Origin of the sequence: Erwinia sorbitola, from assembly GCF_009738185.1 — a bacterium.
Lineage (GTDB): Bacteria > Pseudomonadota > Gammaproteobacteria > Enterobacterales > Enterobacteriaceae > Erwinia > Erwinia sorbitola.
In genome coordinates this window covers 3,659,793-3,675,791 of the sequence record NZ_CP046509.1, presented here as the reverse complement: position 1 = coordinate 3,675,791, position 15,999 = coordinate 3,659,793, and the positions used below count along the sequence as shown (strand labels likewise).

The 15,999-nt window shown below is 50.9% G+C and carries 13 protein-coding genes; 7 read left to right on the top strand and 6 right to left on the bottom strand.

What is annotated here, in order from left to right; genetic code table 11:
• The first annotated feature begins 245 nt into the window (after positions 1-245).
• From gpt to crl, 3 genes are all read left to right on the top strand, one after another.
• Positions 246-704, top strand: coding sequence for a xanthine phosphoribosyltransferase (gene gpt, locus GN242_RS16725; RefSeq protein WP_154752473.1), 459 nt, complete (start codon positions 246-248; stop codon positions 702-704).
• Positions 705-870: 166 nt separating this feature from the next.
• Complete coding sequence (gene frsA / locus GN242_RS16720) at positions 871-2,121, top strand: esterase FrsA (RefSeq protein ID WP_154752472.1); 1,251 nt, start codon at positions 871-873, stop codon at positions 2,119-2,121.
• Between the two features lie 81 nt (positions 2,122-2,202).
• Entirely contained in the window at positions 2,203-2,604 is a 402-nt protein-coding gene (gene crl, locus GN242_RS16715; protein ID WP_154752471.1) for a sigma factor-binding protein Crl, read from the top strand.
• A 121-nt stretch (positions 2,605-2,725) separates the two neighbouring features.
• On the opposite strand, the gene GN242_RS16710 is transcribed toward crl, so the two are convergent.
• Positions 2,726-3,856, bottom strand: a complete 1,131-nt coding sequence (locus GN242_RS16710) for a porin (RefSeq protein WP_154752561.1) — start codon at positions 3,854-3,856, stop codon at positions 2,726-2,728.
• Between the two features lie 249 nt (positions 3,857-4,105).
• Between GN242_RS16710 and proB the strand changes: the two genes are divergently transcribed.
• Both proB and proA read left to right on the top strand, forming a co-directional pair.
• On the top strand, positions 4,106-5,209 hold the full coding sequence (gene proB, locus GN242_RS16705) for a glutamate 5-kinase (RefSeq protein ID WP_154752470.1): 1,104 nt from the start codon (positions 4,106-4,108) through the stop codon (positions 5,207-5,209).
• A 9-nt stretch (positions 5,210-5,218) separates the two neighbouring features.
• Positions 5,219-6,472, top strand: coding sequence for a glutamate-5-semialdehyde dehydrogenase (gene proA / locus GN242_RS16700; protein WP_154752469.1), 1,254 nt, complete (start codon positions 5,219-5,221; stop codon positions 6,470-6,472).
• Positions 6,473-6,574: 102 nt separating this feature from the next.
• Here proA and hisS read toward each other — a convergent pair whose 3' ends face one another.
• The 3 genes from hisS to hdcC all read right to left on the bottom strand — a co-directional run bounded on the left by hisS (position 6,575) and on the right by hdcC (position 10,468).
• Positions 6,575-7,846 (bottom strand): histidine--tRNA ligase, encoded by a 1,272-nt coding sequence (gene hisS, locus GN242_RS16695; RefSeq protein ID WP_154752468.1) that lies wholly within the window; start codon positions 7,844-7,846, stop codon positions 6,575-6,577.
• A 95-nt stretch (positions 7,847-7,941) separates the two neighbouring features.
• The gene (locus tag GN242_RS16690; protein WP_154752467.1) at positions 7,942-9,078 is read right to left on the bottom strand and encodes a histidine decarboxylase; all 1,137 of its coding nucleotides are present in this window, start codon (positions 9,076-9,078) and stop codon (positions 7,942-7,944) included.
• A gap of 40 nt (positions 9,079-9,118) precedes the next feature.
• The gene (hdcC, locus tag GN242_RS16685) at positions 9,119-10,468 is read right to left on the bottom strand and encodes a histidine-histamine antiporter (protein WP_154752466.1); all 1,350 of its coding nucleotides are present in this window, start codon (positions 10,466-10,468) and stop codon (positions 9,119-9,121) included.
• A gap of 780 nt (positions 10,469-11,248) precedes the next feature.
• Between hdcC and GN242_RS16680 the strand changes: the two genes are divergently transcribed.
• Complete coding sequence (locus tag GN242_RS16680; RefSeq protein WP_309547408.1) at positions 11,249-12,763, top strand: ATP phosphoribosyltransferase regulatory subunit; 1,515 nt, start codon at positions 11,249-11,251, stop codon at positions 12,761-12,763.
• Positions 12,764-12,849: 86 nt separating this feature from the next.
• Positions 12,850-13,968, top strand: a complete 1,119-nt coding sequence (locus GN242_RS16675) for a DarT ssDNA thymidine ADP-ribosyltransferase family protein (protein WP_156287861.1) — start codon at positions 12,850-12,852, stop codon at positions 13,966-13,968.
• Here the strand turns inward: GN242_RS16675 and GN242_RS16670 are convergent.
• The gene (locus tag GN242_RS16670) at positions 13,965-14,654 is read right to left on the bottom strand and encodes a macro domain-containing protein (RefSeq protein ID WP_154752463.1); all 690 of its coding nucleotides are present in this window, start codon (positions 14,652-14,654) and stop codon (positions 13,965-13,967) included. The two genes, GN242_RS16675 and GN242_RS16670, sit on opposite strands and share 4 nt — an antisense overlap.
• An 88-nt stretch (positions 14,655-14,742) precedes the next feature.
• Positions 14,743-15,996, bottom strand: a complete 1,254-nt coding sequence (locus GN242_RS16665) for an oligosaccharide MFS transporter (protein ID WP_156287860.1) — start codon at positions 15,994-15,996, stop codon at positions 14,743-14,745.
• Positions 15,997-15,999 lie beyond the last annotated feature (3 nt).

Sequence of the window (15,999 nt, the reverse complement as noted above, 5' to 3'; positions counted from 1 at the left end):
GCACCGCCTTTCTGCCGCACAGGCAGGAGGCATGCATTGATATCGGTTGGAAAATTCCCGCCAGCGAATCCGGCGCGATGGCAAAAGAATATCATCGTTTCCTGACTCATGCTCACGCTGCCCCAGGAAAAAAGGGGCTACAGGGCGTTGCGGGCTGGTTTTTAGCGCCTCAGATCACTATAATTTCGCGCAACCGCTCCCATTGCACAATTTTTAAGCCAATTTTACTGGCCGGGATTCTTTTAATGAGTGAAAAATACATCGTCACCTGGGACATGCTACAAATCCATGCCCGTAAACTGGCCGAGCGTTTGCTGCCGGCTGAACAGTGGAAAGGCATTATTGCCGTCAGCCGTGGTGGCCTGGTTCCTGCCGCCTTACTGGCCCGCGAGCTCTGTATCCGCCATGTCGATACCGTTTGCATCTCCAGCTACGACCACGATAATCAACGTGAAATGACCGTGCTGAAACGTGCAGAAGGCGACGGCGAAGGGTTTATCGTTATTGATGACCTGGTCGATACCGGCGGTACCGCGCAGGCGATTCGTGATATGTATCCGAAGGCGCATTTTGTGACGATTTTCGCCAAACCGGCCGGTCGCCCGCTGGTAGACGATTACATAATCGATATCCCGCAGAACACCTGGATCGAACAGCCATGGGACATGGGCATTGCCTATATTCCACCGCTGGTAAAAAGCTGATTCAGCGCCCCTGACTTTCAGGTTTCCAGCCATAATCTACGCCCTTTAAGGTGTTTAGATCAATTCGTGCCCGAATCTGTCGGGCGCGTCTGTTTTTACCCTTCGCCTGAACCCCTCCGCTGCGATAGACTCTATGCCTGTTCGTACTTTGGAGGATCTCCCTGTTATGTCGCCGAAAAATCTCAGCGAAGAACTCTTCAAGCCGCGTTTTAAACACCCGGAAACCTCAACCCTTGTGCGACGTCTGTCCCACCATCGCCCGATGAGCATCCAGTCTGCTCTGGATGGTGAGACTCATGCTGGCTGGTATCGTATGATCAACCGCCTGCTGTGGACGTGGCGCGGCCTGACACCGCAGGAAGTGAGCGAAGTGCTGGCGCGCATTGCCATCAGTACCGTTGAGCACACCGACGATAAGCTGCTGGATACCGTAATTGGCTATCGTGGCGGTAACTGGATCTATGAATGGTCCAAACAGGCGGCGATCTGGCAGCAGAAGGCCAGCGAATGCAGCGACGATCACGAAGCGGGTCAGTGCTGGCTGCATGCGGCAAACCTCTACAGCGTAGCGGGCTATCCACATCTGAAAGAGGATGAGCTGGCAGAGCAGGCGCAGCTGTTTGCCATCCGCGCCTATGAGGAGGCGACTCATCGCCTGCCCGGGGAGTTGAAATCCCTGGAATTTGCCATCCCAGGCGGCAGCCCGGTCACCGGCTTTCTGCATATGCCGCCGGAGGTTAAAGCTCCGTATCCAACGGTGCTGGTGTGCGGCAGCCTTGATGCGCTGCAAAGTGACCACTACCGGCTGTTCCACGATTATCTCGCTCCGCGCGGCATAGCGATGCTGACGCTGGATATGCCGTCAGTCGGATTCTCATCAAAATGGAAACTGACTCAGGACACCAGCTTCCTGCATCAGCATGTGGTACGCCAGCTGGAAAATATTCCGTGGGTCGATCACACTCGCGTTGCCGCCTTTGGTTTCCGTTTCGGTGCCAATATCGCGGTCAGGCTGGCATATCTGGAAAGCCAGCGTCTGCGCGGCGTTGCCTGCCTCGGGCCGGTGGTACACAGTCTGTTAAGTGATACCAACTTGCAGGATCGCGTACCAGAGATGTATATGGATATGCTGGCAAGCCGGCTTGGTATGTCCGGGGCAACGGATAGTGCGCTGCGCACTGAGTTGAGCCGCTTCTCGCTTAAAATACAGGGGCTGCTGGGCCGCCGTTGCCCGACCCCCATGCTCTCCGGCTACTGGGCTAATGATCCGTTCAGCCCGGAGGAGGAATCACGCTTGATCACCAACTCCTCCAGCGCCGGACGCCTGTTAAAAATCAATACCTCTCCGGTTATGGAGAACTTTGATAAAGGTCTTCGCGACATTTGTGACTGGTTGGTGCAGCGCTTAGGGGCATGAGTTGCTAATATTCATGAGTTTGTGATGCACAAGCAGCATGAACGATGACGAGTACACAGGCCCAACCAAGGAGGTTAAGCAATGACGTTACCAAGTGGACATCCTAAGAGCAGGCTGATAAAGCGCTTTCACTCTTTAGGTCCTTATATCCGTGAAGGTAAGTGTGAAGGCGAAAAGTTCTTCTTCGATTGCCTGGCAGTTTGCGTCAATGTGAAACCACAACCAGAGCTGCGTGAATTCTGGGGCTGGTGGATGGAGCTGGAAGCCCAGACTGACCATTTCACCTATGAGTATCACTTTGGCCTGTTTGATAAAGAAGGCAACTGGAAGCCGAGCACGGTGAAGGGTAAGGATAATAATGCCCGTCTTGAAGAGACGTTACGTAACTTCCATGTGCGTTTAAAAGCGACGCTGGCAGAGTTGGAGCTGGGGCTGATCCCGGCAGCCGGTTTTGCTGATGAGCAGGTCAAGCTGACCGATTAAAACATCAGATGAAGAATGAAGAAAGGCTGGATTGCTCCAGCCTTTTTTTTGGTTCAGACACAGCATGAGGGCGTTTTAACGGCTTACTGCGGCAGTGGCATGGCGCAGCGTTATAGCACTGTCAGAACTGATACATCACACCAACAGCGACGATATCGTCGGTGTTCAGACCCAGTTTGTTGTCATCGTTCAGCAGGTTAACTTTGTAATCTACGAATGTTGACATGTTTTTGTTGAAGTAATAAGTGGCACCGATATCAACAAATTTGTACAGGTCAGCATCGCCAATTCCGTCTTCCATATCCTTGCCCTTAGCCTGAACATAGGCCAGGGATGGACGCAGGCCGAAATCAAACTGGTACTGAGCAACCACTTCAATGTTCTGTAATTTGTTCACATAGCCAGATACGGTACGGGTTACGCCGTTGGCCTGAGTAAAGGTTGCACCGCTGTTGATTGGGTTCATATTACGCGTTTCAGCGTAGGTCGCTGCCAGGTACAGGCTGCTGTCGTCATATTTCAGACCGGTTGCCCATGCATCAGCTTTATCACCAGAACCGAACTCGCTATCTTTCTGCGTCTGGATCAGACGGTTTGATGAAGAGACCGCACCGTTAATGGTTACGCTATCGATAATTTTATAAGAAAGTGAGGCGCCGTAGCCGTCACCGTTAGAGACGTTGCCGCTGCGCGAAGAGGATTCGTCGTTTTTCCCCTGGTACTGCAAGGCAAATTTCAGGCCATCAACCAGACCGAAGAAATCGTTATTACGGTAGGTCAACATCCCGTTACCACGGGTCAGCATATAGGTATCAGCGCGGGTGTAAGCAGTGGCACCAAACTCAGGCATCATATCGGTGAAAGCTTCTACATCGTAGATCACGCCATAGTTGCGGCCGTAGTCGAGGGAGCCAAAATCTTTCAGTTTCAGACCTGCGAAGCCCAGACGCGTCTTGTTGCCGTTTTGCGCATCAGTGCTGCTTTCGGAGTTGCTGGCGCTGAAGTTGTATTCCCACTGGCCATAGCCGGTCAGCTGGTCGTTAATCTGGGTCTGGCCCTTGAAGCCAATACGAACGTAGGATTTGTCAGCGTTGTTGCTGGCGTTGGTATCCGCGTCGCTCATGTAACGCATTGCTTTAACTTTGCCGTAGAAATCCAGCTTGTTGCCGTCTTTGTTATAGACTTCTGCGGCTTGTGCAGCGGTGGACAGAGCCAGAGCTGCGGTTAAGATTGCCAGTGCGCTTTTCTTCATCATTTTGCTATCAATCCCGAAAGAGTAAAAGTAATAAGTGGCCCGTAGGTTCTTCTTAAAGCACGGACTTTTTACCCTTTATCTATTAAACTTTTATTACACTTTTCAACATTTCTTGTTAATTGCGAACTTTTCGACTAGCAAATGGTCTGGGCTTTTTCGACCTTTTACCCAGCTGGCTGTTGGCTTCGGGCACCACACCTGCTAAAACGTTTCTTTGTATACTTTTTTGCGAAATGGCAGGAAATAATGAGCAGCAGCCAGACCCTGGTAGTGAAACTGGGGACAAGCGTACTGACCGGCGGATCGCGTCGGTTGAATCGGGCACATATCGTGGAGCTGGTGCGTCAGTGCGCGCAGCAACATGCGGCGGGTCACCGGATTGTGATTGTCACTTCGGGTGCCATGGCAGCCGGACGTGAGCATCTTGGCTATCCCGAGCTGCCCCCGACCATCGCCTCAAAGCAGCTGCTGGCTGCGGTGGGGCAGAGCCGCCTGATTCAACTGTGGGAACAGCTGTTCTCTATCTACGGTATTCATATCGGCCAGATGCTGCTGACGCGTGCTGACCTGGAAGATCGTGAGCGCTTCCTTAACGCCCGTGACACCATGCGCGCGCTGCTCGATAACCATATTGTTCCCGTGATCAATGAAAATGACGCGGTGGCCACCGCCGAAATTAAAGTGGGGGATAACGATAATCTGTCTGCGCTGGCTGCTATCCTCGCGGGTGCCGATAAACTGCTGCTGCTGACCGATCAGCAGGGGCTGTTTACTGCCGATCCGCGCAATAATCCCCAGGCGGAACTGATTCGCGACGTTCACGGCATTGACGACGCGCTGCGTGCGCTGGCCGGTGACAGTGTTTCTGGTCTTGGCACGGGCGGTATGGCAACGAAATTACAGGCGGCCGATGTAGCCTGTCGCGCCGGTATCGACACCATCATTGCAGCGGGCAGCCGCCCGGGAGTGATTGGTGATGTGATTGCCTCTAATCCGGTAGGCACCCGTTTTCACGCCTTTGAAACCCCGCTGGAGAACCGTAAGCGCTGGATCTTTGGTGCGCCGCCCGCAGGTGAACTGGTGGTGGACGACGGGGCGCTGTCAGCAATTCTGGAACGCGGTAGCTCACTGTTGCCAAAGGGTATCCGTGAGATCAGCGGTAACTTCTCCCGTGGTGAAGTGATCCGCATTCGCAGTATGCAGGGGCGCGACGTTGCCCACGGCGTATCGCGCTATAACAGCGATGCCATGCGCATGATCGCCGGGCATCACTCCCAGCAGATCAGCGACATTTTAGGTTATGAATATGGTCCGGTAGCTGTCCACCGCGACGATATGATTGTTTCTTAAGGAATGCTCATGCTTGAACAAATGGGTAAAGCCGCCAAGGCCGCCTCGTATCAGCTGTCGGTACTCTCTACCGCACAGAAAAATCAGGTACTGCTGACTATCGCGGACCATCTGGAAGCGCAGAGCGCGTCCATCCTGGCAGCCAACGAACTCGACCTGGCGGATGCGCGCCAGAACGGTATGAGCGCGGCGCTGCTGGATCGCCTGATGCTGGATCAGTCGCGCCTGAAAGGGATTGCGGATGATGTTCGTCAGGTCTGCCGTCTGGCCGACCCGGTAGGCGTAGTGATCGACGGTGGCAAACTGGATAGCGGACTGCGCATTGAACGCCGCCGCGTACCGCTCGGTGTGGTGGGGGTAATTTATGAAGCGCGCCCGAACGTCACCGTAGACGTTGCCAGCCTGTGTCTGAAAACCGGCAATGCGGTGATCCTGCGCGGTGGCAAAGAGACATATCGCACCAATGCTGCCACCGTGCGGGTCATTCAGGATGCACTGAAGCAGCACGGCCTGCCAGCCGGAGCGGTACAGGCCATTGAAAGCCCGGATCGTGAGCTGGTGAACCAGCTGCTGAAGCTCGATCGCTATGTTGATATGCTGATCCCACGCGGCGGTGCCGGACTGCACAAGCTGTGCCGTGAGCACTCCACCATTCCGGTGATCACCGGCGGCATCGGTGTTTGCCATATTTATGTCGATCGCAGCATTGAACAGGACGCGGCGCTGAAGGTGATCGTCAATGCCAAGAAGCAGCGCCCAAGCGCCTGTAATTCGCTGGAAACCCTGCTGATCGATGCCTCAATCGCTGACTCTTTCCTGCCCGCTCTCAGCGCCCGTATGGCGCAGGAAGGTATCACCCTGCATGCCGATCCGCGTTCATTGCCGCTGTTGCAGAATGGCCCGGCCAGCGTCAGCGCCGTTACTGAAGAGCAGTATCGTGATGAGTGGCTGGCGCTGGATCTGAACGTGAAGCTGGTGGACTCGCTGGATGAGGGAATTGCCCATATTCGTGAGTACGGTACGCAGCACTCCGATGCTATTCTGACGCGTACCATTCAGCATGCAGACCGCTTCATCAATGAAGTGGATTCATCTGCGGTGTATGTGAACGCCAGCACCCGTTTTACCGACGGTGGCCAGTTTGGTCTTGGCGCAGAGGTAGCGGTCAGTACCCAGAAGCTGCACGCACGCGGGCCGATGGGCCTTGAAGCTCTTACTACCTATAAGTGGGTGGCCTGGGGTGATGATACCGTACGTGCTTAAGCTTTAAGCCATACCGCAGAGAGGGTGGATAAGCGTTAATCGAGAGATCCCCGATAATATGCGATGACATTGCGTATACCGGGGATTTAACAGCCGATCTGTTTAGCGGCCAGCCAGTTTGCTGGCGGCGCTGATGGTCTTCCACACCTCCTCCAGTCTCAGGGTTTCATGGCGATTACCAGCCAGATCCCACAGGCCGATGCGCCGATCGCCGTTAAGCGTGACAATAAACCGACAGCCACTTTTCAGGGCGTTACTGTGCTGACGTTTAAGCCGCGATCCGCTGAAATCACTGAATATTTTCTGTGCAGGCAGATGCTGGCGCAGGGTGTGAGCCAGCAGCAGTGCATCAATATTCTGCTGCGGATCTTCATAGGTAACGACAATATCAGGATTGTTGTGAATATGGTTGTCACCTCCGGTGGTTTGCAGCAGCAGCAGCAGCCGCTCAATGCCGATAGCAAAACCCGATGCCGGTAGTTGTTTATCGCTGAACAGCTCAACCAGGCCATCGTAGCGACCGCCGCCGCAGACGGTTCCCTGCGCGCCAAGCTCATCAGTAATCCATTCGAAAACCGTGCGCGTGTAGTAGTCCAGGCCCCTGACCAGCCGTGGATTAATCACGTAACTGATCCCCGCGTTATCTAACAGCGTGCGCAGCGCGTTAAAATGCTCGCGGGATTCATCGCCAAGAAAATCCAGCAGCCGTGGCGCGCCTTCGATCATCTCCTGCATTTGCGGATTTTTACTGTCGAGAATACGCAGAGGGTTGGTTTCAAGCCGACGCAGACTGTCTTCATCCAGCAAGGCATGATGCTGATTAAACCAGCTGACCAGCTGCTGCCGATGCTCTTTACGTTCGGGCAGGGTACCCAGGGAATTGATTTCGAGACGGATAAAACGGTCCACTTTTAGCGCCTTGAAAATATCCCAGGCCATATAGATCAGTTCAGCATCAATATCGGCACCTGGCATACCAAAGGTTTCGACACCAAACTGGGTAAACTGACGCAAACGACCTTTCTGCGGGCGCTCATAGCGGAACATCGGCCCCTGATACCACAGCCGCTGTGTGGTGTTATAACACATATTATTTTCGACTACCGCGCGCACACAGCCGCTGGTTCCCTCCGGTCTGAGAGTGATGTGCTCCCCGCTTTTATCCAGGAAGTTATACATCTCTTTCGACACAATATCCGTTGATTCACCCACCGCGCGTTCAAACAGCGAGACGGGTTCAAGAATCGGCAGACGCACTTCCTGATAGCCATAGCGCCAGGCAATCGATCGCACCTTACTTTCCAGCCACTGCCAAACTGGCGTCTCTTCCGGCAGGATGCTGCGCATTCCCCGGATTGACTGAATTTTGCTCATGGTAAATCCTTATACTCTGAATCAGTAAACTCGCTGCTTACTGAGTTGCCGGTCTGTCTGAGACAAATCCGGCAACGTCAGGAAGTCAGAAGTGTTTAAGCCGCTCTGGTGGAGCGGTCGGCTATCACATCGTCGATCAGGACGTCGATTTTACTGGTATCGAGATGGTGAGCCGTGGCGATGAGATGTGCCACATCGCCTGAGGTCGCCAGGCAGTGTTTTTTCCACACCGCTTCAGATGGGCAAGGGAAGACCACGGTGATAGAGTTTTTATTGCACCAGGCATTAATACCTGCCTCCTGCAAACGGCGGACAGCGTACTGAGCCATATTCAGACTATGTTCAATACGGCGTTTCCAGTCAGCCTGACTGTGGCTGCGGATAGCTTCCCACATCATCATCGGCGTATGGCCGTTACGCGAACCGGTAATTGTTTTATCATGGCCGGAGATATAGTCAATTTCGACGGTGATACGATCAACATTGGATTTTTTCGCCACAACAATGCCACAGGGGATCGGTGAGCCAATCATTTTATGGCCGGAAACCCCAATAGAGTCGATACCATCAGCGAAAGTGAATGGCTGTGGATCATCAACAAACGGCAGGATCATCCCACTCAGCGCAGCATCGGCGTGCAGATAGTAATCTTCGCGTTTAAAACCGGCATCTTTCAGGCGCTGCTGGATCAGTTTGATATCATCGATAGCCCCGCGTACGGTTGTGCCGATGTTGGCGAAAATAATCGGATGTTTTTCATTATCCCGCGCAATCTTATTAATTAAATCATCATAGTCCACTTCACCATTAGGCAGTGATTCAACCACCCGTGATTTAATACGCAACAGTTTTACGATCTTAGCGACGGAATAGTGGGTATCTTTCGAATAGTAGAGAGTACCGTCAGGGAAAATTTCCCGGCCAAGGTAACAACCAAACATATTACCCTCAGTGCCGCCGTTGGTGACATATCCCCAGCTCTGTTCGAATGGGATTTTGAAAAGATTAGCGAAATACTCCATTACTTCTTTTTCAAATTCGAAAGAGTTCAGAAGGTAGTTACAATATTCACTCCAGTCCCCGCAGTTGTTAATTGAAAAGCGCATAAAACGCTCAAGATTGGTATAATCGAAATCCGCCGATTCAGGATAACCAATATTGAAATATTGGTTTTTAACACAGTGAGACCAGAAGGCGTCCAGTTTGTTTTGATCTTGAATAGATAAAGTCATTTTGTACTCCTTTTTGCGGTTAACGAATTAATTAGTACTGTTATTTTTTATCCAGATAAAGGATGTCTACACCCTTTTTACTGCGACCGGCTGCCACGAAACTAAATAATGGAATAGTAACTATGATCATCACTACGCCCCAGAACATTGATTCTGTACCGGAGCCAAGCATGGCGAAGAGGCTGTAAATCATGCCAATAACCACCATGAAGCTGTAAAAAATAAAGCTGCGTCCACGGTTGAGTTTTTTGGATACCATAATAATTGGCAGTGAAATAAGCGCGTAAATATAAGGAAGCAGTGAGGCAAAAACTGACATCAGAATAACTGTCTGGAACTGTTTTGCCAGATCCGGTGAAGCGGTCATCAATAATACCAGTGTCATCAAGACGCCAGTAAATATCAGGCTTTTCATGGGGACGTCGTTTTTATTGGCGTCAGAGAAGAATTTAGGGAACAGGCCCTGTTTTGCACCTGCACGAGGCCCCTCAGATTGCAGGATTAACCAGCCGGAGATAGAGCCGAAACAGGCAATAATACTCAAGGCTGAGGCGATGTTCCCTGCGGTATTACCAAACATGTAGCGGGCGGCATCGGCAAATGGCGCGGCTGACTTAACCAGTTCTGCATGAGGTACCAGACCCATAATTACCGTACAGCTGCCGACATAGCAGACAGAGGCGATTAACAGCCCAAATACCGTGGCTTTAGGAACGGTAGATTCCGGATTCTCCACCTGACCACTGGAGACCACTGCGGACTCGACGCCAAGGAAGCCCCAGAGAGCAATTGATGCAGCGGCAATAATCGCCGAGGAATCGCTTTTGCCGGTACCGTTATACACCTGAGAAAACATGGTCGGGTCAAACCAGAACCAGCCCACCACGCCGATACCCAGTACCACCACCAGCATACAGCTGGCAGTAAAGGACTGCGCCCGCCCGGCTACGCGTGCGCCGAAGCTTGCCAGCACGATAAATGCCCACAGAATGACAATTGCCACAACGCTACCGATAGCCGGGTTTTTTAACTGCGGGAAGAAGTAGCTAAGATAGCCGACCCCAGCCACCAGCAGCGCTACGTTACCAATCCAGGCGCTTATCCAGTAACACATCGTAGTCTGGAAGCCGATAAAAGGGCCAAAGGCATCGCTGGCATAGGCGACGATCCCACCGCTGCGCGGGGTCACCAGGCTGGTTTTTGAAAACACCAGTGCTAATGCGATTACGCCAATAATAGTGAACAGCCATCCCCAGAGAGAGATATAACCCACTCCGGCAAGGTTAGTTGGTAACATAAATACACCTGAACCCATCATATTTGATGCGGTAACAAGCGTAAGTGCCACAACCCCCATTTTGTGAGCTTTGCCTGCACTTATGGTTCCCATATTAAATGTCCTGTTGTAGTTGCCATAAAAAAGTGATGTCCATGTGGTATCACCGATATGGCTGTGATTTTAATAATACGGGATAGGTTTTTTTAGATAATGGATGAGGGAAAGAGCACGTTGTGTCTTTTATTGGCTAAAAATAGGGCGATTTTTGATTAAAATATTAATTAATCACTCCGTCCCCCTTTTTTTGTGCTTTATGCTTTAGTGGTTGTGTGTAAATAACATGCTTGTTTGTGTGTTTTCATTTAAAAATAACCCAATATTGTTTATTGAAGGTTAAGTTTTACTCCCACAGTTGACAACTCCGGCATGTTTAATGCATTCTTTTATGGGTAAAATATCCAATACGTTGCATTGGGCGATAATACACATGTGATTATATTTTTTAAATATCAGGGCGCAATGTCTAGAAAAGAGCGAATTTATATTCAGGGTTTACCGCAGGTTATACAAATCAAAGGGAATAATCATGACTCTCTCTTTGTGGATAACGAGGATTATGATGTTTTCCTTAATTGCCTTGATAAGGCAATGGCGCTTTATTCATGCGAGTTACATGCTTATTCCCTTCATTCAACAGAGTTTTTACTGTTATTAACGCCGCAATCTAAAGATGATCTCAGTCGCCTGGTGCAGCACATTGGCCGTAGCTATATATTTTATTTTAATAAAAAATATAGCCGGAGCGGTGCGCTTTGGGAGGGGCGCTACAATAATTGTCTGATTGAACCCGGCGCATATTTTTTACTTGTCCAGCAATATATCGATACCGGTATGACAGATAAGCATGATTTACCTATAAGGAGTAGCTATCGTCATAATATCGGTGAGGAAAAATTAGTCAGGATCACTGCCCATGATGAGTATCTGAAGTTAGGGAAAAATGCTGCTGAACAAGCATTACAGTATCGCCGTTTTATTCAGGCGGCCCTCAGCCCGGCGATCCTGCAAAAAATTACCCGCTGTCTCAGCCAGAATTGTGTGCTGGGTACACCGGGTTTCTGCCAGCAGATTGAGTTCTCACTGCATCGTCGTGTCAGGCCGCGACTGCCTGGCAGGCCAAGGAAGTACTACCATAATCAGGTGATGGATTGGGTATGGCTGGAAAATCAGGCGTCACAGCTGTTGCAGCGCTATTGCTATCATGAAATCAGGCTGCCCTTGCTGGAGCGTTGGGGAGAGTCGTTAAGGCAGATACCTGATTTTGCTCATGATGATGCCGGAGAGAGCCTGATTTCCATTGATCACCCAACGCTGTTACGGCGTGAAGGAACTCTGGGTTGCCTGCGTGCTATCGGCCAACACCGGGATCTGCAATCAACCAGTAAGCTGTGGTATCTGGGGGCGATGTTCCGCGAACCGAAAGATGAACATAATCATATTGAACAGTATCAGCAGCTGGGTATTGAGGCTTTCGGTTATCCGCATGTGGATATTGAGCTGGAACATTTTATTTTACAGTATGACTTCTTTAAATCTCTGCGGCTGGAAAGCCATATTGAGTTGAAGATAAATACTCCGGGCACTGCTCAGGAGTTTTTTACCTTCCGTCAGGCCCTGCGCGAGTATTACCAGCCCTTTATTCCCTTTCTCAAAGAGCAGTGGATTGACTGGCTGGCAGATAAGCCAGAAAAACTTTTGCAATCAACGGATATCCTGCTTGCCACCTTGCGGAGTAAAGCACCTGAACTTGAAACTTTTGTATCGGCATCCTCACGCCAGCGCTTTGAGTCGTTACTCAATGGGCTGACCCGTGCCGGTATTCCGTTTGCGGTCGTGAAGACGTTCTACCCGGCGAATGCCTACTGTCATACTTTTTTTGAGTGGCACAGCGATAAACTGGAGGAGGGAACTCTGCTATGCCGTGGTGGCCGTTATGATCACAGTGCCAGCGCTCTGCTTGGCAGGAAGATATACGCCTGTGGATTTGCATTTATGCTTGAGCCATTAATGCGTCTTCAGCAGCTCACCAACAAAAACAGGCTGAAGGCGCGCATGACCGACGTAGTGATAATCTCACGTACCTGGGAAGCCAGAGCACATGCGCTTGGGATTGGTCGCATGCTGAGAGAGGCCTTTCCACAACTGAGTATTGTGAACGATTGCTCAGAAATGCGCATCGGCGCCTCTAAACGCAATGCGGATCGTCAGGGAGGGCGCTTTATCATTGTTGTGCCGCACGAAGATCCCGTCGGGCAGATGGAAATGTACGATCAGGAGCGGCAGCAAAAACAGAGGGTCAATGTCACCACTATGATTGGCATTCTCAGCCAGAGTCTGAATCTGTAAGCCGCCGTTGGATGCTGATTTTCCGTACATTTTCCTCCACCTCTGCTGTATAGTAAGAAAAATCTTATATTTGGGTGGATGGATTCATGTGGTTTTTGATTGCCATTATTGCGCTGGCGGTTATTGGAAAATTTATCGATAACTCGAAAAAAAAATCTGCGCCAGATCTGGCATCGATAAATAAGCCCCGCCCGGTTGCTACCCTTCCCACTGCCGCTGAAAATACACTCCGTTTATCGCCAGAATCCACGGGGCGTAAGACAATGGTCGAGTTAATTAAAGAATTTCAGCAGCAGCAGACCGATATTCGCGCAGATAACCTGAAGCGGTTTGAAGAACATTTTGATACTTATGCGGCGGCAACACCCGTCAAAGAGAACCAAGATGATTTGCTGGTTAACGATATCAGCATGCAGCAGTGTCTGACGCGTGCCTGTAAGAACATTGGCCTGACGCCGCAGCATAAAGATCGAGAAAAGATCACCGGCCTGCCTGCATCGGTTTTTGAACAGATTGAGACTGCTTTTTCTCCGCGCACCATTGATCAAGTGCCACTTGATGACTGGCTGGCGGCGGTGATCCTGATGAAAGAGCAGCACTTAGGCCGGCTGCGCTTTAGCAAAGTATTTCATATGACCCATCAATCTAACCTGGCTGGGATCCTGACGCGTGGACTGCTATCGCATCGCGCAGTTGCAGAATATACCGACATCTCCGACCGGAACATTAACCAGTCACGATCGCGTAAAATTGAAACCGTGTTCAGGAAATCGATCCATCATTATGTGCCTTTTTATTTCAATATAAAAAATGCCATGCTCTATCGGGTTCAAAAAGAGCACCCCGATCAGATTGCTATCGTTGAGATGCGGCGCACCCTCTGTTTATTACCGGAGAGCCTGTTTAGCTATCACAATGCTGCTGCAAGATCGGCGACGTTTACCAGTGCGATTGCTGAGGCAGCGCAGTGGGAATGGGAGGCGGTGTTCAGCGAGGAGTGGGCTGAAAATGAGAAGATAAAACAGCTGATGATGAGTGAAATGCTGATACCTGAACGGGTTGATCCGCTATTTATTGATACATTTCATTTTTCTTCGGTAAGGTCAAAATCGCGCTTTCTGGCGCACTGCGCGCAGGAGAGTATTACCTTGCCTGGCCATATCACACTGAGTGTCAGCCCGCAGCGCTTCTTTACCCTGCATTAATCGTGCAGGGTAAGCTGTCCGATACTTTGCTGCTGACGCATAAAGTCGAACAGCTTAATCAGAGTCTGTTCACCAACGCCCTTAATCGACATCAGCTGATTAATCTGATGGTAAGGTTGTAATTTAACCGCGCTTTGTATCGTGCTGATAATATGCGATCTGACCCCGGTTAACGTGGCGATCTCGGTCGCGGAATGATCGAGAATCATTCCCTCAAAGCGCTGATATAGATCGTCAGAGGCATCGGGCTGGTAGTGATAGATCTCGACGTCAATATTGAGTCCGGAGAGCGACTGGATCATCAACTTCAGAACATCCTCTTCATTCAGCCCGCCGTTGCTGGTACCCAGCAGGGGAAAGGCGATCGATGTGATCCCCTTCTCCTGGTATTTCTCACTAAATTTTTCCAGTCCTGACTGAATAAAGCGCATCTCTGAGGGCGCTCTCCAGTCATCCTTAGTGGGGAAATTCAGTACGGTTCTGTCAGCCGCCTGATACACCCAAAGCAGGCCGGGTTTCAGCTGACCGCTGGTACAGATTCGGGCATATTTCTCAAACATTTCGGGGTAACGCAGGCGGAACTCCAGCGCAATACCGCGGCCCATAAAGCCGCTGCAATTAACGGTATTCACCAGCGTTGTGCACCTGCTGTTGAAGATATTGCCGCGAACCACGGTAACTGCCATTGTTTACCCCATACTGATGTGCCGTTACTCATCCGGCTGGAAGGCTAATGTTAAAGTAAACCTTGCGGAGAAGCCATCCAGCCGGAAATTACTGCGTTAGCCTGATGTGTGACTCAGCTCGCCCGGTGCTAAACGGCCTGCCAAGGAAGCGGCAGCCAGCAAGGGTAATCAGCCAGGCGATGGCTCCCATTACGATATAGGTGCTGGCAAAGCCGTACCGATCGTAGAAGTGTCCGGCAATCGGGTTGATAGCGGTAATGCCAAGATAGTTAAAGCAGCCCAATACCATATAAATAGTACCGGTCAGCCGCTTATCAAAATGGCTGGCGAGAAATTTGAAGATCGATACCAGCAGCAGTGACATCTCAAGGCCATAAAATGGTTTTAGAATAACGATCATCCAGGGTTCAGTGGCGAAACCGGAGAGGATCAGTCGCAGACCAATAACAAACCCCGCCAGCAGCAGACCGTTCCGCGCACCAACCCGGTTAATCAGCCAGGGAACGGTAAACATCAGCAGGAATTCACAGGCTGACTGTACAAATCCCATATAGCCCAGCAGCGCATTACCCGACTTATGGTCGCCAAAGAAGCTGACAAAATAGCGCGGGAATTGCTGTTCGGCGCTCTGCATCATCCAGATTATGCCGCCATAAAACAGCATCAGTATCCAGAAACGACCATGACGAAACAGTGCTTTCACATCGCCGCCGCTCACTTTATCTTTGCGGGCTTCGTTAACCGCCTGCCAGTTAATGCCCTCACCCCGGGTTTTCAGCGTCATCAGCATCATAAGCACTAACAGCGACACGCAGGAGGTAATCGCGAAGTTGTAATGGGGATCGAGATTGAACAGCTGTCCGGCGAAGATGGACGCCATTGCCCATCCCAGCGAGCCCCACATCCGCACCCGGCCAAACTCAAATCCCCAGGCCCGGCTGTAGCGATCGGCATAAGATTCAAATACCAGCACTCCGGAAAGGTAGGCGGTGCCAAGATAAAATCCGCCCAGCACCATCCCCAGTAGCCGGTGACTGTGCAGCAGGTTTTGATAAAGATAGATAAAGAACGGAGCGGCGAAAATGGATGCGATGGCAACGGCGATTAGCAGGCCTTTATTTAAGCCGAGCCTGTCCATCACAAAGCCAAAAATCGGTTTAATTGCCAGGGCAAACAGCGCATTGATTGACAGGGTATAGCCTATTTGCGTACTGCTGAACCCAACCACATCGCCAAGCCAGATCGCAAGGAAAGACCAGCTGATTGACCAGGCAAAATAGTACAGGAACAGACAGGTACTGATCCGCATATAAGCGGAACGGTGAGCCACGGAGGTAACCATGAT